Source organism: Companilactobacillus suantsaicola (assembly GCF_004745525.1).
GTDB classification, from domain to species: domain Bacteria; phylum Bacillota; class Bacilli; order Lactobacillales; family Lactobacillaceae; genus Companilactobacillus; species Companilactobacillus suantsaicola.
On sequence record NZ_RKLY01000017.1, the window covers coordinates 1 to 25335 of the forward strand.

18 protein-coding genes are annotated in these 25335 nt (G+C 36.4%); 8 read left to right on the top strand and 10 right to left on the bottom strand.

Features of this window, described 5'->3' with window-relative positions; translation table 11 throughout:
- Window positions 1-285 precede the first annotated feature (285 nt).
- The 3 genes from EGT49_RS07370 to EGT49_RS07380 all read right to left on the bottom strand — a co-directional run bounded on the left by EGT49_RS07370 (window position 286) and on the right by EGT49_RS07380 (window position 2630).
- Window positions 286-474 carry a hypothetical protein gene (locus EGT49_RS07370; RefSeq protein ID WP_135373006.1) on the bottom strand — a complete coding sequence of 63 codons (189 nt, stop codon included), beginning with the start codon at window positions 472-474 and terminating at the stop codon, window positions 286-288.
- Window positions 475-610: 136 nt separating this feature from the next.
- A complete protein-coding gene (locus EGT49_RS07375; RefSeq protein ID WP_135373008.1) occupies window positions 611-1951 on the bottom strand; it encodes a glucose-6-phosphate isomerase in 1341 nt (446 codons plus the stop codon).
- Between the two features lie 58 nt (window positions 1952-2009).
- Window positions 2010-2630, bottom strand: a complete 621-nt coding sequence (locus tag EGT49_RS07380; protein WP_167849788.1) for a VanZ family protein — start codon at window positions 2628-2630, stop codon at window positions 2010-2012.
- A gap of 113 nt (window positions 2631-2743) precedes the next feature.
- Here EGT49_RS07380 and EGT49_RS07385 point away from each other — a divergent pair, with 113 nt between their 5' ends.
- Both EGT49_RS07385 and EGT49_RS07390 read left to right on the top strand, forming a co-directional pair.
- The gene (locus EGT49_RS07385) at window positions 2744-4897 is read left to right on the top strand and encodes an LTA synthase family protein (protein WP_135373012.1); all 2154 of its coding nucleotides are present in this window, start codon (window positions 2744-2746) and stop codon (window positions 4895-4897) included.
- A 90-nt stretch (window positions 4898-4987) separates the two neighbouring features.
- On the top strand, window positions 4988-7153 hold the full coding sequence (locus tag EGT49_RS07390; protein ID WP_135373014.1) for an LTA synthase family protein: 2166 nt from the start codon (window positions 4988-4990) through the stop codon (window positions 7151-7153).
- 57 nt (window positions 7154-7210) lie between these two features.
- Here EGT49_RS07390 and EGT49_RS07395 read toward each other — a convergent pair whose 3' ends face one another.
- The 3 genes from EGT49_RS07395 to EGT49_RS07405 all read right to left on the bottom strand — a co-directional run bounded on the left by EGT49_RS07395 (window position 7211) and on the right by EGT49_RS07405 (window position 10145).
- The gene (locus EGT49_RS07395) at window positions 7211-7834 is read right to left on the bottom strand and encodes a GyrI-like domain-containing protein (protein ID WP_135373016.1); all 624 of its coding nucleotides are present in this window, start codon (window positions 7832-7834) and stop codon (window positions 7211-7213) included.
- A 71-nt stretch (window positions 7835-7905) separates the two neighbouring features.
- Window positions 7906-9399: a sensor histidine kinase gene (locus EGT49_RS07400; RefSeq protein WP_135373018.1), complete on the bottom strand. Its 1494-nt coding sequence runs from the start codon at window positions 9397-9399 to the stop codon at window positions 7906-7908.
- Complete coding sequence (locus EGT49_RS07405) at window positions 9399-10145, bottom strand: response regulator transcription factor (RefSeq protein ID WP_135373020.1); 747 nt, start codon at window positions 10143-10145, stop codon at window positions 9399-9401. The genes EGT49_RS07400 and EGT49_RS07405 overlap by 1 nt, the downstream gene beginning before the upstream one ends.
- A 94-nt stretch (window positions 10146-10239) precedes the next feature.
- Between EGT49_RS07405 and EGT49_RS07410 the strand changes: the two genes are divergently transcribed.
- Complete coding sequence (locus tag EGT49_RS07410) at window positions 10240-11016, top strand: Cof-type HAD-IIB family hydrolase (RefSeq protein WP_135373022.1); 777 nt, start codon at window positions 10240-10242, stop codon at window positions 11014-11016.
- Between the two features lie 364 nt (window positions 11017-11380).
- Here EGT49_RS07410 and EGT49_RS07415 read toward each other — a convergent pair whose 3' ends face one another.
- On the bottom strand, window positions 11381-12376 hold the full coding sequence (locus EGT49_RS07415; protein WP_135373024.1) for a zinc-binding alcohol dehydrogenase family protein: 996 nt from the start codon (window positions 12374-12376) through the stop codon (window positions 11381-11383).
- A 693-nt stretch (window positions 12377-13069) separates the two neighbouring features.
- Window positions 13070-13771, bottom strand: coding sequence for a hydrolase (locus EGT49_RS12630; protein ID WP_246013817.1), 702 nt, complete (start codon window positions 13769-13771; stop codon window positions 13070-13072).
- Between the two features lie 317 nt (window positions 13772-14088).
- On the opposite strand from EGT49_RS12630, the gene EGT49_RS07430 reads away from it, so the two are divergent.
- A complete protein-coding gene (locus EGT49_RS07430; RefSeq protein ID WP_135373028.1) occupies window positions 14089-14637 on the top strand; it encodes an NADPH-dependent FMN reductase in 549 nt (182 codons plus the stop codon).
- Between the two features lie 53 nt (window positions 14638-14690).
- On the opposite strand, the gene EGT49_RS07435 is transcribed toward EGT49_RS07430, so the two are convergent.
- Window positions 14691-15407: a GntR family transcriptional regulator gene (locus EGT49_RS07435; protein ID WP_135373030.1), complete on the bottom strand. Its 717-nt coding sequence runs from the start codon at window positions 15405-15407 to the stop codon at window positions 14691-14693.
- A 160-nt stretch (window positions 15408-15567) separates the two neighbouring features.
- On the opposite strand from EGT49_RS07435, the gene EGT49_RS07440 reads away from it, so the two are divergent.
- Both EGT49_RS07440 and EGT49_RS07445 read left to right on the top strand, forming a co-directional pair.
- Window positions 15568-16911, top strand: a complete 1344-nt coding sequence (locus EGT49_RS07440) for a PTS sugar transporter subunit IIC (RefSeq protein ID WP_135373032.1) — start codon at window positions 15568-15570, stop codon at window positions 16909-16911.
- Window positions 16912-16925: 14 nt separating this feature from the next.
- Window positions 16926-19544, top strand: a complete 2619-nt coding sequence (locus tag EGT49_RS07445) for a glycoside hydrolase family 38 N-terminal domain-containing protein (protein ID WP_135373034.1) — start codon at window positions 16926-16928, stop codon at window positions 19542-19544.
- A gap of 45 nt (window positions 19545-19589) precedes the next feature.
- On the opposite strand, the gene EGT49_RS07450 is transcribed toward EGT49_RS07445, so the two are convergent.
- On the bottom strand, window positions 19590-22220 hold the full coding sequence (locus EGT49_RS07450) for a glycoside hydrolase family 3 protein (RefSeq protein WP_135373036.1): 2631 nt from the start codon (window positions 22218-22220) through the stop codon (window positions 19590-19592).
- Between the two features lie 379 nt (window positions 22221-22599).
- On the opposite strand from EGT49_RS07450, the gene coaBC reads away from it, so the two are divergent.
- On the top strand, window positions 22600-23793 hold the full coding sequence (gene coaBC, locus EGT49_RS07455) for a bifunctional phosphopantothenoylcysteine decarboxylase/phosphopantothenate--cysteine ligase CoaBC (RefSeq protein ID WP_135373038.1): 1194 nt from the start codon (window positions 22600-22602) through the stop codon (window positions 23791-23793).
- A 385-nt stretch (window positions 23794-24178) separates the two neighbouring features.
- A complete protein-coding gene (locus tag EGT49_RS07460; RefSeq protein ID WP_135373040.1) occupies window positions 24179-25273 on the top strand; it encodes a hypothetical protein in 1095 nt (364 codons plus the stop codon).
- Window positions 25274-25335 lie beyond the last annotated feature (62 nt).

Sequence of the window (25335 nt, forward strand, 5' to 3'; positions counted from 1 at the left end):
CAAACCATCTCTGTCATAAACGCTCACCTTAATGAACTACCAAGGAAGCAACTAGGATACAAAAAGCCACAGGAGGCATTCTTCTTGGCTTGCGGCTACTAATAATCCGGCACTCCAATCCTGATAGATCTTAAGTTTTTTTTATTTTTTCGGAGTGACTAACTTGTTCTTGCAATTTGCGAAAAAAGAACCAATAATAAAAATGTAAAAAAATGTTAAACTTTTACATTAAATTATTGGTTCTTTTATTAATTAGTGCATTTTTAGTACAAATAAACCTTATTACTATCCTCTATTAGCGGCAATAATAATTACTCCTATCGCCAAAGCAATAAACCCAATAACTCCAAACGGAAGAGTTATTCCGCCCCAGGCAGGCTTATTGGCGATTGCTCTGATCTTGAAACTAATTGTAGCGAGTCCTGCAAAAACAAATCCGATAGCAAAAATCACAATTCCAAAATCTAAAGACATGCTTATCCACCTCATTTATTTTTAAAAATTATTGTAATTGTATTTTACCTTTTTGCCGTGTCATATAATAGATTTTAACCCTAACTAAAAAAATCCCGTATCTTTCGATACGAGATCTTTCTAATTAATTTTAAAATTATAGTCTCTTGTTCAATTCTTCGCCAAGTTCTTCATAGCCAGGACGACCAAGTAGAGCAAACATGTTCTTCTTGTATGCTTCAACACCTGGTTGGTTGAATGGGTTGATACCATTCAAGTAACCAGAAATACCAACAGCAATTTCGAAGAAGTACATTAAGTAACCTAGGTTGTAAGCATCTTGTTTTTCAATGTGAACTGTCATAACAGGAACGCCACCGTCAGTATGTGCTAGAACAACACCTTCGTAAGCCTTCTTGTTAACGTAATCCATTGACTTGTTTTCCAAGTACTTCAAACCGTCAAGGTTATCTTTTTCAGCTGGGATTGTAACATCATGTCTTGGTTGGTCAATCAAAACAACAGTTTCCATCAAGTTACGACGGCCTTCTTGGATATATTGACCTAATGAGTGCAAATCAGTTGAGAAGTTAGCTGATGATGGGTAGATACCCTTTTGATCTTTACCTTCAGATTCACCCATCAATTGCTTCCACCATTCACCAAAGTATTGAACGTTTGGTTCGTAGTTTTCTAGCAATTCTGTTGTGTAACCTTTACGGTACAAGATATTTCTTAGGGCAGCATACTTGTAAGCATCGTTCTTTGTAAGATCAGCTGATGAGTAGTCACTGCGAGCTTGGGCAGCACCTTCCATCAACTTATCAATGTCGATACCAGCAACGGCGATTGGCAATAGACCAACAGCTGTAAGAACTGAGAAACGACCACCGATATCATCAGGAACAACGAATTCTTCGTAGCCTTCAGCGTCTGATTCTGTCTTCAAAGCACCCTTAGCACGGTCTGTTGTAGCATAGATACGACCCTTAGCACCATCAACACCATACTTTTCAATCAACTTAGCCTTCAAAATTCTGAAAGCAATTGAAGGTTCTGTTGTTGTACCAGATTTTGAAATAACGTTGATACTGAAATCACGGTCACCGATTACTTCTAGCAAGTCAGCTAAGTAATTTGGAGAAATTGAGTTACCACAGAAGTAAACTTCGGGAACATCTTTTTCGTTGTGAACGTTGTAGAATGATGAACTTAGAAAATCAATAGCGGCACGAGCACCTAAGTATGAACCACCAATACCGATTCCAATGAAGACTTCTGAGTCTGATTGAATCTTTTTAGCAGCTTTCTTAATGCGAGCGAATTCATCCTTGTCATAATCAACAGGCAAGTCAATGAAACCACGGAAGTCGGCACCGGCACCAGTACCCTTACGTAGTTCGTCGTCAGCAGCAGTTACAAGTGCTTGCATCTCGCCAAGTTCATTTTCATGAATGAACTTGTTTAATTTCGAATCATCAAATTTGATTTGTGTCATTTTTTACTCTCCTCCACATATATCATCAAAACTAGATTAATCATTTTTGAAGAAAATATCAAATTTTTATTAGCTTTTTTATCCATTTTCCAACAAAATATAATAAATATCCTAGTGCTGCACCAATCGTATTAAAGATAACATCATCTATATCAGTAACGCCAGTATTTAACACAAACTGAAGCGTTTCAATGGATATAGAGATCAGAGCTCCTAATATGATCATCTGGAAAAATCCTATCGGTTTCTTTTTCAGAGCCGGTATGAAAAATCCCATTGGTACGAACCACATAATATTACCATATAAATTATAAAAAAAGTCTACCAGAGACTGACCATTGACCAATTTCATCGTTTCAATGAACGGTTTCAAATTGATCTGCGACAACGGACGATGCCAATAAAATTTGAATTGCCATAGAAAATAGCCATCCCGAAAAACTGTTAAAGCAAAAAGTAGGAGCACATAAAAGACAAAAACAACTAGCCAAAATTCATAATGAAAACTAGTTTTCTTCTTCTTAAACTTTATCCACAAATACCTTAAAATTATGAAAAATAAGGTATACAATATTGCTTTATCCACAGCATAAAAAGAAAGCCTTATCAATGGAAAATGATTTATCCTAGTTGCATATGTTTTATATATATAAGCATACAAAGGTCCTAAAAATATCATTTTATTCATTCTTTCCCACTTTTTACCTATAACGTATTATACTAACAATTAAGTAATTTATTTAGTACTTTAAGATATATTTATTAAAGAATTTTTAAAATAAGGAATTTTCAATGAACAAATTAAAAAACTTTTTGAGTAAACGCTTAGGCTTCTTGACACTACTAGTGTTTACTCTCTGGATTAAAACGATCATTGCGTATTATGTTGACTTCTCATTAGGCGTTACAGATCCGTTACAACATACTATTCTAATTATAAACCCTATCGCTACAGCCGTCATTTTATTGAGCATAGCGTTATACGTCACCCGAGCCCGTATTTCGTACATCGTTATGGGCGTTATATACGTTCTTGAATCTGCTCTACTTTACGGTAATGTCCTCTATTATCGTGAATTTAGTGATTTTCTGTCTTTTAACACGATTGCCGGAGCTTCTAAGGTCTCCAAAGGACTGGGTGGTTCTGCCGCTAATCTTGTCCAAGCTCATGATTTCTTATACGGCATCGACTTTCTCATCATTGCCGTTCTTTTATTGACTCACCTTGTTAAAATTGATCCACGACCGATGCGGAAATTAACCGCTGTAGCGACGACTATGCTGGGAATTTTTCTCTTTTCATTTAATTTAACAATTGCTGAAAGTAACCGACCACAATTATTAGGACGGACTTTTGATCGGGCATACATCGTTAAATATCTTGGCCTCAATACCTTTTTAGCTTATGATTCCATCAAAACCGTTCAAAATAATCAAGTTCGTTCAGAAGCCGTCGGGACCGATATGGATGATGTCTTATCAGACGTCGAACAAAACTATGCTAAGCCGAACAAGAAGTATTTTGGTAAAGCAAAGGGTAAAAATATTATCATCATCCACTTGGAAAGTTTCCAACAATTTTTGATCAATGACAAAGTCAACGGTCAAGAAGTTACCCCATTTTTAAATAGTCTTTATAATGATAAAAATACAATGTCATTTGATAATTTTTATCACGAAGTCGGCCAAGGAAAAACTAGTGATGCAGAAAACATGCTAGAAACTGGTCTCTTTGGATTACCTGAAGGTTCCTTGTTCACAAAACTTGGTAGTGACAATACTTTCCAAGCAGCACCAGCAATTTTGGGACAAAAAGAGGGCTACACTAGTGCTGTCTTCCACGGAAATACTGGGACTTTCTGGAATCGTAACTCCGTTTACAAAAATATGGGCTATGACTATTTCTTTGATGCCAGTTATTTCCATAAGTCAGATGATTCAAGTTTAGGCTTTGGTATTAAAGATAAATTGATGTTGTCGGAAAGTGTCAAGTATCTCGAACAATTACAACAACCGTTTTACGCTAAATTCATCACCGTAACTAATCACTACCCATTCCAATTACCCGATGAAGATAACGATGGCTTCACAGCACCTGACACTAATAACAGTACCGTCAATGGCTATTTCGTTACAGCACATTATCTTGATAACGCGTTAAGAGAATTCTTTGATTATCTCAAGAGTAGCGGTATCTATGATAATTCAATGATTGTCCTTTACGGTGATCACTACGGACTTTCTAACAGTCAAAATCCTGATTTAGCTCCACTTCTCGGTATCAACTCTGATGATTGGAACGACTTCAATAATTCCCAAATGCAAAAAGTTCCATTTATGATCCACATGAAAGGACTCAAAGGTGGTATCAACCACACTTATGGTGGTGAAATTGATGTCTTACCAACACTTCTACATTTAGCTGGTATCAATACCAAACAATACGTCCAACTTGGGACGGATCTACTATCTAAAGAACACAATCCAATCGTTATCTTTAGAAATAAAAACTTTGTCACACCACACTATACCGTTCTCAAAGATAACGAAGGAAACCCACAAGTTTATCGGAATAAGACCGGCGAACAAGTAGATTTAGATAAAGATCCAATTCTAAAGCAAAAAGTCGCTAAATGGCAAAAATACGTTAATGATAAACTAAAGTTATCCGACACGATCAACAACAAGAATCTCTTACGATTCTACACACCAAGTGGCTTTACACCTGTTAATCCGAAAGATTACGATTATCAAAATGAGATTCAACGTTTGGTTCAGACTAGAGATGCACTTAGCTTGAAGTCAACTAGCGTATACTCACAAAACGATAACAAATCAACCACTAACCTCTACACGACCGACGCGCCAGAATTCAATGGTGATCGAACTTATATTGACAGTTGGTCAAGTATTCTAAAACAAGGTACAAAAGAAACTAGTAGATAACGTTAAGTCGAAGAAATTTTCTTCGACTTTTTTTATTGGCTTAGATAAAGTATCATTACTAAAGGAATTACTTTATTTATGAGGTCTAACATGGAAAAAATTAAATCCACATTGAACACACGTTTAGGATTCATGACCTTTTTGATCCTACTTTTGTGGTTAAAAACTGTACTTACTTATTATTTAGATTTTTCATTAGGTATTGAAAATTTATTACAACATTTTTTACTGGTGGTTAATCCTTTCGCAACCATCGTTTTTTTAATGAGTCTTCCGTTATACTTTAATAAACCACTCATCTCCTATATCGTGATGGGAATTATTTATGTTGCTGACTCAATTTTTATTTATGCAAATGTCCTTTACTACCGCTCCTTTTCCGACTTTCTTTCCTTTAACTCAATTACTGGTGCCAGCAAAGTTGCAAAAGGTTTAGGAACAACAACTCTAGGGGTAGTTCAAATTCGTGATGCAATTTATTTAATCGATTTTGTGGTTATCATCATTTTATTTGCGTCACACTTTGTGAAAATCGACCGTCGACCTTTCAGAAAGTTAAATGCTTTAGCCACTTCCTGTTTAGGGGTTATGCTCTTTTCTGCCGACTTGGCTGGATCAGAAGCAAACCGTCCTCAGTTACTTGGCAGAACTTTTGACCATTCCTATATCGTCAAATACTTAGGAATCAACAGTTTCTTGCCTTACGACTCAATTCGCTCCGTCAAAAATGATCAAGTCCGTTCCGAAGCCACCGAATCAGAGATTGACCAAATTTTAGACTATACCCATCAACATTATGCTCAGCCAAACAAAGCTTATTTTGGTAAGGCTAAGGGGAAAAATATTATTATCATCCATCTGGAAAGTTTTGAACAATTCTTGATTGGTTTAAAGATCAATGGCGTTGAAGTGACACCATTTTTGAACAAGTTATACAACGATAAAAATACGCTCTCCTATGATAATTTCTTCAATGAGGTCGGAACTGGCCGAACGAGTGACGCTGAAACGATGCTAGAAACAGGACTCTTTGGACTGCCAACGGGAACCTCTGTCTTTACTAAACTAGGGACTGAGAATACTTTCCAAGCAGCTCCAGCAATCTTGGCGCAACAAGAAGGTTATTCCAGTGCAGTTTTCCACGGTAATGTTGGTAGTTTTTGGAGTCGAAATATCGTCTACAAAAATATGGGTTATAATTATTTCTTTGATAAAAGTTATTATGACACTGCCGATTCAGAAACGAATTCACTCAATGGTTATGGAATTAAAGACAAGATTCTCTTCTCCGAAGGAGTTAAATACCTAGAACAAATGCAGCAACCGTTTTACACCAAGTTCTTGACCGTTACTAACCACGTTCGTTATCAATTCTCAGATGACGATAACGGTGATTTTCAATCGACTGATTTAGATGATGACGAAATAAACAACTACTTTAAAACAGCTCATTATTTAGATAAGTCAATTGAAGAGTTCTTTAAATATCTGGATGACACCGGATTATCGACTAATAGTATGATCGTTCTTTATGGTGATCACTACGGTCTAGATAAAAATAGTGCGGGCGAGAGTCAACACAAAGAACTTGCTTCAGGAGTATTTAACCAAAATACTGACAATTGGAGTCAGTTCAACGAAACTCAGTATCAAAGAGTTCCGTTCATGATTCATATGGATGGCTTAAAAGGTGGCATCAAGCACACTTATGGTGGTGAGATCGATGTCTTACCAACCATCCTTCATTTAGCGGGCGTGAATACTAAACAATATATTCAACTGGGAACTGATTTACTATCAAAGCAACACAATCAAGTCGTTGCCTTTAGAAAAAAGAGTTTCATTACGCCAAAATACACGGTCTACCCCAATGACAACGGGAATACCAAAGTTTATGAGAATAAGACTGGAGCTGAGATTCCTTTACGAGACAATCCGGAATTAGCAATGAAGGTCGATAAATGGCAAAAAGACGTTAATAAAAAGTTGAAAATCTCCGACGACGTCAATAATAAGAACCTACTGCGTTTCTACACCCCAGCTGGATTTACACCAGTTGATCCGACGAAATACGATTATCAAAATCAAGTTGAACAACTCGTCAAAGCACGCGATGAATTAGGTGACAAATCAACTAGCATCTATTCACGAAATGGCAATAAAACAACGACTAACTTGTACAATACTGATGCTCTACAACTGCAAGATGATCGTACTCCAATTGACGATTGGTCATATTTGAAAACTAATAAATAGATTAAAAAACAGGCTAGGATAAACAAAATATGTTTATCCTAGCCTGTTTGGTTATTGTTATTCAATTCTGTAACGTAAAATCGTCTTCAATTTTTCTGGTGCAACTCGGCGAGCATCTGACAAATAAATTTCCCGATGAATCTTGGAGACTCGTTTCTTACCACTTGCTTCAACCAGTTGATTCAATTTTTTAAAACTAGCTGGTTCATCATCGTATTTGCCAACGTGAAGAATCTGCCCAACTTCCATTTGAGGATATTCTTTAATTTCTAATTCTGACAACAGTGGCAAATTTTTCTTTACACTTACTGACTCAATTGCTGATTTAATTATTTCATCGGGCACGAAGTCAGGTACACGAATCATGACGTCATAAGAAAATTCATCTTTGTCTAAATGATCTAATTGTTGACCTTTTTTAGTCAACGACCAAACACCTTCTAGTGGAAAAACTACATAATCGTCGAATTCGAGATTTTTATCAGCCGCAAACTTTTTGTAAGCCATTTTAATTCCATAAGCGACTGGATAGAGCGTTTGGATTCGCTGTTTGAAACCATCCTTATTAGGATCTCCGACACCTGGTAAAGAAATGAAACGTTGTTTAGGAATCGTCAACAGCACTGGCTTTTTCTTAGTCGAGTACAAATCTTTTTCTTGTTTGCGTGATTCATATTTCATTATTTCCACCTATTCTTTTTATACTAAAAATACTCCTAATCATAATTAATTAGAAGTATTTTTGTATTACATTATTCAGCTTTTTCTTCGTTCTTGTGTTCGAAACCTTCATCAAAGAGTGTCACGATGAAAGTTGTCCCTTCATTGAGCTTACTCTTGACTTCGATCTCGCCACCGTGGTTTTCAATCAACTGGTGAACGATCGACAAACCAAGACCTGACTCACCATACTTACGATTCTTCCGTGATGGATCAGCCTTATAATAACGGTCCCAAATATTTTTCACTTGATCTTCAGACATCCCAATTCCGGTATCAGAAATGGTAAAGACTGAAGCATGACGATCCTCATCACGCGTGCCATTGACAAAAATTTTGCCTTTTTCCGTAAATTGGATAGCATTTTGGATGATGTTGAACATCACTTGAACGAATCGATCGTAATCAGCAAAGGTCTTCAATTCACCATCATACTGCTTCAAAATCAATTCATCACCAGACGCTTTAGCTTTCTTCTCCAATTGTGAAGTAATGTCCTGTAGCGGTTTATTAGCATCAAAGACTCGCTTAGCCATGGTAATTTGGTTCGTCCGAATCTTTTCATAATCGAGATTTTCATTGACCAAACGAATCAAACGCTTAGTTTCATTGCGCATCAATTGAATACTCTGGCCTTTCGATTCTTCCGGAATGGCATCATAAGCTAAACCTTCCAAAAGGCCATTGATGGTCGTCAGTGGCGTTCTCATCTCATGAGATGCATCAGCCATGAATTCCTTTCGCCGCTGCTCCTGACGCTTAATTTCCTTATCTGAAGCTTCCAGTGACTTAACCATCTGGTTGAAATCATCAGCCAAGTCATCCAGTTCATCTCGATTCTTACTTTCGATATGAACCGAGAAGTCATTGTTGGCAACTTTCTTCGTCGCACCACGCAACCGGTTGATTCGATTGACTTGATACCTCGACAATAGGAAACTCAAAATAACCGCTGCTAACAAGGAAATTAATAGAGCAAAATAAAGTCGACTGTTGATTTCACCAATATTAGTCTGCAATTCTGAAACATCTGATCCGGCCCAAACAGCCGCAATCAATTTACCATTTTGGAACCACGGCGTTAATACGTAGACGTAACTTCGATTATCGTCCTTACGCAAACGCGGATTACCATCGGTATCTTGCAGTTTTTGAACGTTACGGATCGTCTTACCTTGTTCCAATTTCTTCCAATAAGACTGTTTCAAATGCAACTTCACGTTACTTGGTGGATTTGGATAAACTTGATTATTTTGGTAATCAAAAATCGCAAACTGAACGTTACGTTCTGACAAAACTTGCTCGACCGTTCGAATGTTATCACTAGTAATATTGTGGATCTGACCAGTTTTAGCATCAGTCTTCAAGGCAATCTTTTCCAGATTTCCGGCGTAACTTTCCAAACTCTTATAAGTTCGATTGTATTCCCAACTCGTGGCCGCACTAGTGACCGAATACAAAATAATCCCCAAAGTCGTCAGGATAACAACCAAAAAACTTATCATATTTTGATAGATTAGTTTCATTAAGCTTTAGCCTTTGCATCAGTATCGTCGAACTTGTAACCCACTCCCCAAACAGTTTCAATAACTTGTGGACCAACTTTTTCGATTTTTTGACGTAATTTCTTAATGTGGGCATCGACCGTTCTTTCTTCCCCGAAATAGTCATAGTCCCAAACCAATTCTAGTAATTGTTCACGTGAGAAAACTTGTTTAGGCTTACTTGCTAAAGTTTTCAACAAGTCAAATTCCTTAGGGGTCAAATCAGGAATTTCCTTATCATTTAAATAAGCTTCACGCGTACTTGAATTCAACTTGAAAAAGCCTGTATTGATGTCAAAACCATCATCAGCTTCTTCGACTGTAGCATTAACTGAACTTTCAGCCAATTTTTCAGCCATATTCTCATCTCGACGATGAATTGCTTTCATTCTCGCAATCAAAGTTATCGGGCTAAATGGTTTGGTAACGTAATCGTCAGCTCCAAATTCCAAACCTAATACTTGATCACTTTCGGTATCGCGAGCAGTTAACATAATAATTGGCACTGTCTTAGATACCTTACGGATTTCCTTAGCGACTTCCATTCCGTCTTTTCCCGGAAGGTTTAAGTCCAAGGTAATCATATCCCAACCGTTTGGATCTTCATTGAACATGTCCACGGCTTGGTTGCCATCGTAGGCGAAACTTGCTTCCCACTTCTCTTTTTGAAAAAACATCCCCATCATTTCGGAGACGGATTTATTATCCTCAATCATCAATATCTTCATTTAAATCACTCCATTGTAAAGTTAGACTATATCATTTAAGAAAAAATTGTTACCATGTTATAAGTATACAAAATTTATTTAGGTTGGTGATCTTTTGCAAACAAATTATAAAGGAACTGTCTTCTTCGACCTTGACGGAACCTTACTTAACGCTAAATCAGAAATCGATCCTGATGTAGCAGAAGCTACTCGTCAATTAAAAGAGAATGGTTACTTACCAGTCATCAATACTGGTCGTTCTCCAATTGAAATCGATCCAGTTCTTAATTCAACTGACATTGACACTTACATCACACTGGACGGCGCCTACGTTCAATCTGCTGGAAAAGTTGTTTACGAGAACAATATTAAACCAGAATTGATCGAAAAGCTCTTAAAACAAGCTGATGAGTTCGGCGATACAGTTAGTGTTCACACCGCCAGCGAATCCTACTTGAATGCAGCTAATCCATTCGTAGAGGATTTCTACAAAAGTGTTCACCTCGACTTGCCAGAAATCGACCCTGATTTTTATAAGGGCCACAACGTACCAATGATCGTCATTGTCACAGCCGGCGACGGTTCAAACTATCAAGCAAAATTTGACGACTTGACCTTCTACAAAACTGGTCCAAGTTCAGTCGATACTGTCAATAAAGGTGTTTCTAAAATGAGCGGTATCAAACATCTCCTAAAAGAACTCGACTTAGAAGACAAGCCAGTCTATGCTTTCGGCGATGGTAATAATGATTTACCAATGCTAGAATTTGCCGACTATAGCGTTGCCATGGGTAATGGTTTGGATTCTGTCAAAGCCATTGCTTCTTATGTTACCACTGAAAACGTTAACGGTGGTATAGTTAACGGCTTGAAACACTATAAATTAATTTAGAGAGTGAAACAAGAGCGGTCAGCTCCCGGAGGATAACGTAATTTCAGGAATTGCTCGTCGCACTTTGCGAGTGATTCCTGAAATTTTGTTATCTCGGAGGGAGTTGCTCTTGTGTAACTCGTTTCAACAAAACCTACTCAGTCTTTGAGTATTTATGCAAATAGAGCCTGGTAATCACACTTTGATTATCAGGCTCTATTTGTTTTAAACGGAAAAGACTATGTTCTGTTTCGAGCTTTAACCGAAACGAGTTGCACAAGCCAGACTCAGCCATATAGCTACATTTCCCAAATTATACGCAAAACCGGCGTACAATTCGTGAAATTAGGCTATCTGCCTGAGTCTAACCGGCTTGTTCCACTCTCTATCCTATAACAACAACTTTTCCCATCATATGACCAGCTTCAACTAGTTGCGTGGCTTTTTTGATATTCTCCAAATTAAAGCCATGAAAAACTTTCGTGACAGTTGAGTCAATCATTCCACTATCCAAGCCATTGGCCAATTTTTCCAGGTAGGCTCCTTGAGTAGACATCGAATCCAATTTGAATTTAGCTTTAGTAAACATCCATTCCCAAGCAAAATCAATCGACTTTTGTTTCAAATCCATAATTTGCGAATCACGTAAGTTAGTAATTGTCGCAAAAGTTCCAAACGGCTTGATCAAAGTGACAATCTCCTGCCAATGGGGATCGTTATCACTCAATCCCAAAATGTAATCGACGGTGTTAATTCCCAAGTCATGAATTTGTTGAACTAAATCATGATGGTGATTAACCACAAGATCAGCTCCTAAGTCTTTGACCCATTTTGCCTTCTCATCAGTCGAAGCTGTTGCAATCACTCTTAAACCGGCTAGATGAGCCAATTGAATTGCAATCGAACCGACACCACCAGCACCATTAATAATTAAGATGGTCTTTTTTCGATTATCAGCAGCTGGGTTCAAATGTAACTTCTCAAATAAAAGTTCACTAGCTGTCAAAGTAACCAACGGCATAGCAACACTTTTTTCAATCGAAGTCTTTTTAGGAGCATGAGCTACGATTCGTTCATCAATCAATTCTTCCTCTTGATAAGAACCATCACGGGTATAATCGCCAGCAAAGAAGACCTTGTCACCAACATTAAAGTTTTCAACACCCTCACCGACTTCTTCAACGAGTCCGTAACCGTCGTAACCTAAAATTTTTGGATCAGATAATTCCTCACTAATTTTCTTTCGGGTTGCAATATCCACTGGATTAATTGAAATACCTTCGATCTTAACGAGTAAGTCTCGACCAGTTGGATGCTCTCTTTTCTTATCGAATTCAACAAAACTGTCAAATTGATTATCAGTAACACCAAATGCTTTCATCTTTTCAACCCCTTTTATAATTATTTCTATTTTACAATAAAACTGGTTATCTTTGAAATTATGGGGGTTGCATAGTTCTCTTTGGATGTAGAAGTATGATGCCGTCTTCCGCAACAGTTCTGGGAAACGCTGGAACGCTGTGGACGCAACTTGAAGCCAATTCCAAAAACGGGAATTGTCTTCAAGATTGGTCTTTCACTAAACGCTAAAGCGTTAAGAGAAATTTCACGGCTGAGCATTTCCCAGAACTGTTACTCCAGACTAAAATCCAAATCTATGCAATATTTTGGTGAATTCTTAAATGATATACATTTCTATTCGTGTTATGCGTAAATTTTATTTATCAACTGTATATACTATTAATTTATGAATTTTAATTAGTAAAATTTTATAAAAAATAATAGAAGATATTACTATAATCGTGGTGGTTTTCTGCCATTAATATTGTCTTTTTTATTTTCCCTCATTTTTCTATTCCAAAAAGGCTGTAAAAAGCTTTAAAAATACCAAACTCCATTTATGAATAGAAATAGTATTCCTAAATGAACGGAAAGCAAATAAATAATAGATTCGTTATTCAGTCCGGAGTAACAAACTCGATTTTGTTGCGGAGGACGGCATACTTCCACTAACAAACAAAAAACAACATCTATTCAAAAAATAGATGCTGCCTTTATAATACCTATTCAAATGTTAGCCGATAATTTCTACTGTTGCACTGGTAATTCCGTATGAAGGAATCATGCTATTTGGCATGGCAACGTCGATTTGATATGGATTACTGTATGCAAACGTTCCTGTATCGTTAACTGTTCGATACCAAACATCCCCTTGTGCAGTTGTAATCTTTAATCTTGAACCTCTTGGAATAACTCCTAGGTTTGTGGCTACTCCTGAGTAACCCATGTTTGATCCTAAAACGGCGGGATCATAAAAACTGATTTTGAATGTTCCAACGTTTCTAGTTGTTGGTTGTTGAACTGTTTGTTGTACTTGTTGCGTCTGCTGAGTTTGAGTCGTTTGTTGAGTTTGATTTTGGTATTCAACAGGTGGCTCGCTAGCTCCTTGCGTGATGGCAACTTGTGAAGTCTCTGATGATTCGTTTTCTTCAACTTCTTCAGTTTCGATTTCTCCCATGTTAGGATCTTTTTCACTGTATTCAATTCCAGGCATAAATTCTTTATTGTCTGGTAATGTAATTTTCTTATTTAGTTTATCGGCATTTTCACTGACTTGTTCTTTTGTTTCCAAATTAGTCAATGTTTTTCTAAAATCCGTTGCATTACTTGTTTGGTCTGTTGTTGAATCTGCGGCATAAGCGACTGTATATCCCATACCCCCTGTGACGATCAAACTAATGATAAGTAGTGCTTCTAATTTAATTTGCTTAAACAACTAATCTCTCCCCGGCTTTTCGTTTACCAGAAGACACTATACAAGATGAATATTTCATTTATATTACACGAACAATAAAAAAATCGGCTCGTTAGTATTTTTTGTAATGTTCTTGTAATCAGGGTTATTTATTAATAAATAATATTCTGTATTTTGAAGTTTTTATGTTTTTGAGTCACATTGTGAATTGTTTGTCAATATTTCTGTAACCGATTTCGAATACAAAATAATTTATTTTTGTTTGCGAGAACAAATATTTGTTGAAAAAAACTATTTATGGTAATTTAAAAACATCAAAGGATTTGGAGGAATTTTACATGTCAAAGAAAATTGCTATTATTGTTGGTAGTTTACGTAAGGGATCATTCTCAAAGCAAATTGCTAAAAACGTTGCTAAATTATTCCCTAGTGATTACGAACCAGAATTTGTTGAAATTGGTAATTTACCATTGTACAACGAGGATATCGACACTCCAGAAAATGTCCCTGCTGCTTATACAGAATTCAGAAATCAAATTAAAGAAGCTAGCGGTGTAGTATTTGTTACACCTGAATACAACCGTTCAATTCCTGGTGGTTTGAAGAATGCGATTGATGTTGGTTCACGTCCTTATGGCGAAAGTGCTTGGGATAAAAAACCTGCTGCTGTAATCAGTGTTTCACCTGGTGCTATCAGTGGTTTCGGCGCTAACCATGCATTACGTCAATCATTGGTATTCTTGAACATGCCTACATTGCAACAACCAGAAGCCTACATCGGTAATGTTACAAACATTCTTGATGATCAAGGAAATGTTGCTGAAGGTACAGTTGGTTTCCTACAAAGTATCGTTGATGCTTACGTTGAATTGTTGAACAGATATTAATTAATTTATTGCATTAAAAAAGTCGTTACACATTGGTGTAGCGGCTTTTTGTTTTACCAATTACTAGAACGATGTACATCCAGTACAAACTTACTTTTATCACTCAAGAAGCTAGAATGAGAATATTCAAATGCTACTCCATTTTGATCAAAGGCAACTTGTTCAATTGTCAATATTGGCGATTTTTCTTCAACTTCCAGTGCATTTGCAATTTCTTTATTCGCACCATCGGCATAAATAATTCTTCTCGCATCAGTCATCATTATCTTGTGCTGACCGAGAAAATCATAAATTGATCCTTCAATTACTTTTTCATCTAAAGGAACAATGCTTGTCGGCATAATCGTATGCTCAAAACTATATCTTTTCCCATTTACTAATCGCACTCGCCTAATTTCATAAACTGGTTCATTTGACTTGATCGATAAATTTTTACGTTCCTCTTCAGTCGGTAACCTTGCTCCAAAACTGATGACTTTACTGGTAATCTTTTGATCACGGTGCGAATAAGTCACCCCAATCGGCATATCTAATGGCAGTAACTCATCATTCTTTGACAAAGGTTGGTTACGGACATAAGTACCCGAACCTTGTTTACTGACAATCAGACCTTCATCCAGCAACAAATTTAAAGCTTTTTTTAACGTCAATCGACTGACATCATACTTATTAGATAATGATTCTTGCGTAGGTAATGGCTTCCCCGCTCTATAGTGATTGGTTAAAATATTCTTTTTAATATCAGAATATATTTCTCTATATCTATACATAAAAGTACCTCTCATACATCAATTGTATATACTAATTTTAGCACATTTTATAATTTGACTATACAAATTATTAAAATCCTCTTTACAAATTGTTAATACCGTTTATAATTATGAATTGAAAGTTAGCGCTTACTTTTATCAAATAAACGGAGGAACAAAAATGAAATTTGATCTTGATAAGATTCAAGGGCCGTTGTTAAAAATGTCCTCATGGGTCGAAAAAAATACCATTCTACAAGCCGTAAAGAACGCTTTCATTAGAACTATTCCATTTACAGTTGTGGGTTCTTTTTCAAACTTAATCAAAATGCAGTTGGACGCTTTGATTAAATCACAAAAAATTGATAACCCCTGGCTGACAAATACAAGTAACCTATTTGGATACTTGGGAACTGCCACTTTGGGTATCGTTGCATTGATAGTTGTCTTATCTTCAGCTTATTCATATGCAAACGAATTGAAACGTAAGCCCGAAAATGCAAATTTAAATCCTATTCTAGCGACATTATTATCACTTGCAGCATACTTCATCATGGTACCTAATAATATTAACTTTGCTGACCCTAAAGCAAAAGTGATTGAAGGATTTGCTAGTTCCTTCTTCAGTTATGAAGGAATGTTCACCGCATTAATTGTTGGAATGCTTGCGGTTTATCTATATAACAAATTCTCACATAGTAAGTTTACTATCAAAATGCCTGGAAATGTACCACAGAATGTTTTTGATTCATTCTTTTCATTGATTCCAATTTCTGAAGTACTTTTAATCTTCGGTGTAGTCAGAATCATTATTCAAACACTTGGTTTCACATCTCTAATCGAATTAATCTCTGTTGTAATTATTAAACCTATGTTAAGTGTAGGTACTGGTTTACCAGCAATTATCGTCGTAATTCTACTTGAACAAATTCTTTGGTTCTTAGGACTTCACGGTTTCAATATTGTTTGGGGTGTTGTTTCAGCTTTCTGGCTACCTCTATTTTTACAAGACGTTGCTAAATTTGCTAAAACACAAAGTTTTGCTGGAATTTCCATCGCTCCAAATACTATGACTAATGTTTACGCCATGATCGGTGGTTCTGGTGCAACTTTTGGTTTAATTATCGCCATGTTAATTTTTACTAAAAAAGGTGAAAAGGAACATGAAGTTGCCAAATTAGGTTTGATTCCTGGATTATTTGGAATTAATGAACCTATCATCTTCGGTCTACCAATTGTTTTAAATCCAATTATGCTGATCCCTTGGATTTTAGTTCCTGTTACTAATGCTGTTATTGCTTACGTTGTAACAAAAGTCGGCTGGGTTGTTCCATTGGTCGTTTTAAACTCTGGTAATGAACCAATCTTTATCAGTACCTGGATTCTAGGTGCGTTCCACCTGAGTCCTGTAGTCTTAACCTTAGTTCTTGTAATTCTTGATATCTTTATTTACTCACCATTCGTTATTATTAATCAACGTAACGAACGTGAACTAGCACTTAAAAATGCACAACCAGCAGCATAAGGAGTTAATTTAAAATGAAAAAAGTCTATGCAATTGCACACACGCATTGGGACTTCGAATGGTATTTTACTAGACAAGAAGCACGTGTCCAGTTTGCATATCACATGGACGAAGTTTTCGATGCACTTGAAAAAAATGTCCTAAACTATTATTTACTAGATGGTCAAATGTCGATCATCGACGATTATTTAAATAGTTTTCCCGAAAAAAGAAATTTAATTAAAAAATTTGTTAAAGAAAAGCGTCTTTTCATTGGTCCCTGGTACACCCAAATAGATGAAATGGTTACTTCCGGAGAATCTATCGTTAGAAACCTATCAATTGGAAGAAAGATTGCCAATGACTTAGGTGGTTCGATGGACGTCGCATACTTACCTGATTCATTCGGTCAAGGTAGCGACATGCCTAAAATTTACAATGGTTTCGGAATTTATGATGCTGTTTTCTGGCGTGGCATGCCTAAAGAAAAAAACGCTCGTTACTTTTATTGGAACAGTAACGACGGTTCAAAAGTTTTAACTGCCAATATAAAAAATGGTTACTATGCCGGGGTTCAACTAGTTGAATCCGATTATTTTAAAGACTTAATGAATAAAATCAGCACCGATACTGACGTAAATGATTTAGTGCTTCCTGTTGGCGGAGATCAAAGAGCCATTGATTACAATTTAAAAAATCGTATTCAATTAGCTAATGAAAAATTATCTGACGAATATATCATTAAAGAAAGCAACTATCCGGAATATTTTGCTAATTTACGTAAAGAAAAAGATTTACCAAATTACTCTGGTGAATTCATCGATCCTTCAGCCTCAAAAATCCATCGTGGTATCTATTCATCCAGAGCCGACCTAAAACAAATTTACGATCAACTTGAACGCCGAATGACTTATCAAGTTGAACCCTTGATGGCTTTAGCAAAATCATACGGCATCCCTGCTAAACAAGGTTTAGTTGATGATATTTGGAAAACTATTTTTCGTGGTCAAGCACATGATAGTTCTGGCGGGTGCAATAGCGATAAGACAAATGATGATATTCTTCATCGTGCAAAAGTTGCTGATCAATTGTCCTACTCCATCGTTGACTACTTGATTAGAAAACTCAGTATTTCTCAAGAAACACCATTCGATGTTTATCTTTGGAATCCATTGCCAATTGACAAGCATCAAACAGTAACTATTCAAGTATCAACTAGATCCAAAGGTTTCAAAATATTAGATAAAAACAACCAAGAAATTCAATATGACTTAATCAATCAAAAACTAGAAAATGCCGCTGCCTTACGCCGAAATATTGAGGAAAGAAAACAAAACTTATATTACATTTCAACTATTTCCTTCATGACCGACATTCCGGCTACTGGTTGGTCTGGTTTTACAGTTCAAGAACTTAAAGAATCAAAATCTACTATTAATAGTAGTCAAGATAATCATATTGATAATAAGTTTTATAATCTCAGCTTCAATGATGGTCAAATTGATTTAACAAGCAAATCAATTAACAAAACATATCCAAACTTTCTTAGTTTTGAAGACGGGGCTGACGCTGGTGATACCTATGATTATTCACCTTCATTTAATGATTGGATAATCCATTTAGATTTCAAACAAGCTAGCATCGAAACCTTTATTGGTCAAAATATTAGTTCTCTAAAAATTTCTGGTCAATGGGAACTACCCGCTAATTTAGATGATCGTAAAAACAAAAAACTCTCATCAAAACTAAGTTACCAATTAACCTTAACTTTAAAAAAGGATTCGCAAACTATTGACTACAAATTAGAAACTGACAATCAAACTTTAGATCATCGTTTAAGATTAGTCTTGAACCCTAATTTGAAATCAGAATTTTCTTTTGCTGATACACCATTTGGCGTTATCAAACGTCCCGTCATTGATCCACATTTAAATGATTGGCAAGCGATTGGTTATCATGAGGAACCTACTGCAATGCGACCATTTATTCATCTTGCAAATATTCATTCACAAAATGAAAGCTGTACTTTCCTCGGTCTTGGTAGTAAAGACTTTCAAGTAATTGGTTCAGACTTTAATAAGTTAGCAATTACTATGTTCAGAAGTGTCGGTTACCTTGGACGTCCCGATTTACTCCGCCGCCCTTCCGATGCCTCAGGATTAGAATCAAAATATGTTGAAACTCCACACAGTCAATTACAAGGAAAACATATTTTTGAAGGTGGAATCGTTGTAAGTCAAACCTTTGATGCTGCACAACTACAACGAGAGCATCTACTACTTTCAACTAAACCTCTCTTCTTCCAAAACCAAACTTTAAATCGTTTTACTAATCCACTCAGATACTTCATGATGAATAAGGTTCAAAACTATAAACAATCAGACCTAAGTTTAATTCAATTAAAGAGTGATTCATTAGTATTGAGTAGTTTTCATTTAACAAACGATGAAACTGGATCCGTATTACGACTTTACAATCCAAGCGATAAAACTATAAACAATGGTTCTATCAAGCTAGGTAAGTCTGCTACTGTTACTGAACTTACTTTAGATTCTCATCTTGTTACTACTTTAGAGACATCAACTGATGACTTTAAATTGCCTTCCTTCAAACCAGGTGAAATCAAAACTTTTGGTATTAATTTTACTAAATAAATCATATAAAAAAGCTGTTGGACATCGTCCAACAGCTTTTTTAGTCTAAAATTTCAATTTCAAAACAGTTCTTAAAACGTTAATAGCCGACTTCTGCAAATCTCCTAGATACAAGTCATTGTTGTCTTTCCACTTACCTGTCAACAAAACATGTTCTTCATCAACTATTTGCGCAATTCCTTCGTAGACCCAGCTTTGGAGGTTCTCATTCAACGGTGAATCATCACCGATTCTAACTTTCACCAATACATCTCCATCAGGATCTAGTACAAAATCATTCCAGAGTTGTTTTTCAGTCGTCTTATTAGTTAAGAAATCAAAGTCCTTTTTGATTTTGATATTTCCTTGAGCATCAAATTCTGGTCCATTGTCACTGGCAGCATTGAGTAACTCTGCTTTTGAGGCTCCAGGCATGATTAGATCATTTCCGGCATGCATACTGTTGGCGGGTTTTGCTGAACTGAACCAATCAGTCATAACTAAACCGTGGAAATGCCATTCGTCGCGTAAAATATTGGTCAATAGTTCAAAGTTTTCTCCGGAAAAGACGCCATTGACTTTGTTGTAAGAAGTCATAACGGCTACTGGCTGGCAATTTTTAATGGCAATTTCAAAGTTTCGCAGATAAATATCCCTGAGTGCTTGCTCACCAATAATACTGTTACTAGAATTACGGTCAGTCTCTTGATTATTGCCTAAGAAATGTTTGATTGTCACACCAATACCTTTGTGTTCTTGGACACCCTTGGTAACAGATGCGGCCATGGTACCTGAAAGGATTGGATCCTCGGAGAAGTACTCGAAGTTTCTGCCACCGAGTGGATCACGATGGATATTCATTCCTGGAGCTAACCACAAGTCGACTCCAAACTCATTCATCTCGACGCCGACTGCGAAGCCGACTTTCTCTACTAATGAACGATTCCAGGTTTGGGCTAAAGCTGTTCCAATTGGCCAAGCAGTCGCAAAATGTTCAATCGTTTGCCCATTTTGCTCATAAGTTGGTTCAACTCGTATACCGGCCGGACCGTCTGCCATCACAAAAGTAGGAATGTTCTTACTATTAATTGTTCCCGTTTGACCAGCAGCACCTGGCAAAATGTCTGAAGAAATACCGACAACTCCGTTTTTATCAGTTGATAATTGTCCTTCAACTAAATCGACTAACTGGGGAATTGATAAACTAGCGACAAATTCAGCTAATTCAACTTCACCACTATTAACGTCTGACAAAGTCTTTCCAGTCGCATTTCTAACTTCTTCAACGACTTGTTCCATCCCTTTGCCTGGCAATGGATCTTCATCAGCGATAAAAGTTGTGACACTATTTTTTTCTTGGTACTGAACAAATTTAGTCTCGGAGAAATTCTCAGCTTTCAAAATAAAGAAGGGAATTCCGGCAATCTGTTCCAAGTTGACTTTATTGTCAGTGAAAACAGTTGGATCAACACTTGATTTCATGAGATGTTCAACTTTTTCCAGAATCACTTTTTGATCTAATTTAAACGTGGCAACTACTTGAGTATTGCTTGAGCTGTTACCTACTCGAAGTAGATAAGTTCCTGGCAACAAAATATAAGCGCCCAATTCTTGATCATAAACTTTCAGATCCGTGATGGGGATTCGAAAATCAACTGTTTGCTTGGCATTGGGCCGTAAAATTGTTGTCTTCTCGTACCCTACTAAATCTTGATATGGTGTCGGAATGTCAGTCTGTGGTTTGGAAACGTAAACTTGGACTACTTCTTGACCAGAAAATTTATGGCCAGTATTTTCAACGTCAACACTGAGGCGAATCCGCTTCTCATTGATATTGATCTTCTTAGTGTCGAGATAGAACTTGGCATAGCTCAAACCAAATCCGAATTCATATCTAGGTTTAATATCAAAACTATCAAAATATCGATAACCAACATAAATCCCTTCAACATATTTTGGATCAGTCATCCCAAAATTCTCAGAAGTTGGATAATCATTATACGACTTGGCCCAAGTATCCGACAACTTACCAGAAGGTGTCACCGTTCCATCGATTACTTCAGCCACAGCATCACCAGTCGTCATTCCCAGTTGTGATACCAGCAAAACGCTATCTAAAAGCGGACAATCATCAATAAAGCTCGTATCCATTACTCCGCCAACATTTAATAGCACGATACTGTTAGTGTAGTATTCACTCATCCTTTTAATGTTGGACAGTTCATTATCCGTTAATAAAAAGTCGCCCTTTTCGTTTTTGCGGTCATAAGCTTCACCAGAACTACGTGACACCACATAAATTCCGGTAATACTATCCTCAAAATCACCAACTTCAGGATCATCAAATTTAAAAGCTGGCTTCAAAAGTGCTAGTGGATCATCTTTTAATTTCTCATCATGCGCTTGTTTTTCTTTTTGATAAAAACGTTCCAAACGGTTCAACCACGGTTTTGTCGTGATCGTAAAACCATGTTTTTCTAACCCGTCTAAAATACTGACGGTCTTTCGAGAATTGACATCCCCAGAACCAGTTCCACCCTTAACAGTCGCAAAAGCTCCACTACCGTATAAGGCAACCGTCTTGTTCTTAATTGGCAAAGTTGCATTACGATTTTGCAGTAAAACTATTCCTTGGGCAGCTACTTGTTTCGCTAATTCTTGATTTTTCGATTCTCTTTGTGAAATAACGTTTTCCATCTTCAAATCTCTCCTTTGGTGGAAATGTAATTACCTTAATTTTACACTTTTACCTACTAAAAAAGTGCTGGTAAGAGCCACTGATTTTCACAATCACTACTTTTTTGGGAAAAATCTTCGTAAAATAAATTTATGAATCAAAACCATTAAAATTATTATGATTATTCCAACGAAAATCTCACTAGCGATGAAACTTCCAAAAAGTAGACTTTGAAAGAATCTCAGTAGGGGATCATTAATAATCAGTAATAATAAAATCGTGACAATAATATCCAAAGTATAAATATTCATAGTTTTCTCCTAATATGAAAATATTAACAAATATCAACAAAATCTCAATCATGTATAATATAGTAAGAAAAAAATTTGAGGTGGAAAAATGTTAAAAGACAAACACATTGCAATTTACGTTACTGGCGGAATCGCTGCTTACAAATCGTTGAATATCGTACGTGCTTTGATCAAACAAGGCGCACAGGTACAAGTGGTGATGACTAAATCTGCACAAGAATTCGTCACTCCACTAACTTTTGCGACTTTAAGTAAGCGTCCGGTCATCACTGACAATTTCAAACCTCAAAGTGCTGCCGATGACTTCATCCCCCACATCAAAGTGGCGATCTGGACTGATCTGGCAGTCGTTGTTCCGGCAACTGCTAATATCATCGGCAAAATGGCCAATGGTCTAGCTGACGATATCGTTTCAACCAGTCTATTAGCAACCAAATCCAAAAAATTGGTCTTCCCAGCCATGAACACTGACATGTACGATAATCCCGCAGTTCAAAATAACCTTCAAACTTTGAAAAAAATGGGCGTCAAAATAATCGAACCAGCCACCGGATTCTTAGCCGAAGGTATGACTGGCAAGGGCCGCCTACCCGAATTAGATGTCATTGTCAAAAATATTCAAGCCCAATTCACGGAGAAAAAACTGAATGGTAAAAGAGTCATTGTAACTGCCGGCGGAACTAAGGAGGCTATCGACCCAGTTCGATTTATCGGTAATCGTTCCTCTGGCAAAATGGGCTTTGCGATGGCAAAAGTCGCTCGAGATCTCGGTGCAGAAGTAACCTTAATTACCACTGTCCCCGCTTCTTTTGCCGGCATGAACATAATTCAAATCCAAACTGCTGACGAAATGATGCAACAGCTAAAAGATGTTTTCCCTAAAGCTGACGTTTTGATTATGGCTGCCGCAGTAGCTGACTTCAAACCGATGAAAGTTGCCGACCAAAAGATCAAAAAAAATGATGATGAAGATATCTTCACCATCAAATTAACTAAAAATCCTGATATTTTACAAACTATCGCTGCCACTAAAACTAGCCAACAATTCGTCGTCGGTTTTGCGGCCGAAACGCAACACCTCTTGGACAACGCTGAGAAAAAACTCAATAAGAAACACGCTGACGTAATTTTGGCTAACGATGTTTCTCAAAAAAACGCTGGTTTTAACGTCGATACCAATAAAGTCACGTTATTGCAAAAAGGTCATGAACCAATTAATTGGCCATTAATGTCTAAAACCGAAGTAGCCAAGAAGTTTTGGGATTTGTATTTAAATAAGTAAAAAATAGGATTGAATTACCTATTATATACACTTCATTTTTCCCTACCAACTGGCTTTAATTCCATCGTTTCAGGTATTTCTTCCAAATCTTTACAAAAATCATGCTCTATAAATTCTTTTGTACTAAAAACATTGACGTGTTTAATTGACTCGTGAATAATAATGCCTCCTATTTCTACATTACTGTCATTATAAAGCGTCTTGATAAAAGAAGTACAATCAAATAAGCAAATATTTCAATTCCCCAGTAAAATTTCTTTTCCATAAACAAATCATTAAAAATTGTATGTAAATGATTATGTTTCAGTAATTGTATTGCCTATGTTTTTACCATAATAGATACTTTAATTAGTAAAAATTAATTATCAGAAAGAAGGTAAACTTCATGGAAATATTTCGTACCAGTCTTAATTATGACCATTTGAACAGCTCTGAAAGAAAAAGTATTATTAATAAATTATCAAAATCTCAACTACAAACTATTGAGCAATATAAACAATACAAATTTAATTCGATGCTTCTGAATGATTTCAATGAAACTGGTACAGAATGGCAATTTCGGGAAGAACAAGTCAATCCTAATTTCGATAAAGCCAATCCGAAAAAATCTTCATTGCACTGTTCGTGTGGCCGTGGAGTAAAATATCTCTACATCTGCCAATCAAAAGAAGATAACCGCACACAAGGCTTTGGAATTGAACATCTCAAACAAGAAGCCGGAATTGGTGAAGATATTTTAAGAGACATAAAAAAAGGAAAGCACAAAATAGATCGTGGACTGGATGAAATCCTTATTAGGTTTCAATGGGGTGAAACTTTCCCATCCAAAAATTACCAACTACTAAAAGAACAAAATACTTTGGAAAGTCTGTTTTCTAAAAACAAGCTCGTTTATCTACAAGAATTTTGTCGCGAGTCATTACCAATTTATCTGAAAGACGAACTTACTATCAATAAGGCCGCTAAACAATTAATCGAAAAGCAAAAACAACTAGAACACGAAAAGTGGCTAAGTTCGCCGGCAGGAATAAAATTTACTCAAGAACAAGAACTTCTTGCTGAACAAGAGAAGTTACAAGCAGAACGCGAAAATTTATGGAAAAATAATTCCGTTAACCAAAGCCCCTCTTCCCAATCACCCAATAATAATCCATCACCAAAAGAAACCGTTATAAAAAATGCGAGAATTACCTTCAAACAAGTATTTAGTCGCCATCAAAATATCGCGGAACTATACGGAATTGAAAGCAGTAGTGATTTAGATGTCTTAATTATCAATGGTATCTTTGGCAATGGTTTTATCACCCATGGAAAAGCCGTCATTCCAAAAGGAACTGTCCTCACATCAATTACAATGTTAAATAAAAAATTTAACTTAGAAATAAACGACCTTGAAAATAGATTAACTGAAATATACGCAATTTTAGAACACGAACAACTAATTATTACCAAACGTAGTCTGAAACTAGCGGCGTATTAATTAAATAGCCCTACGGTAATCAAAATTCAATTACCATAAGGCTATTTAATTAATCAAGTCTG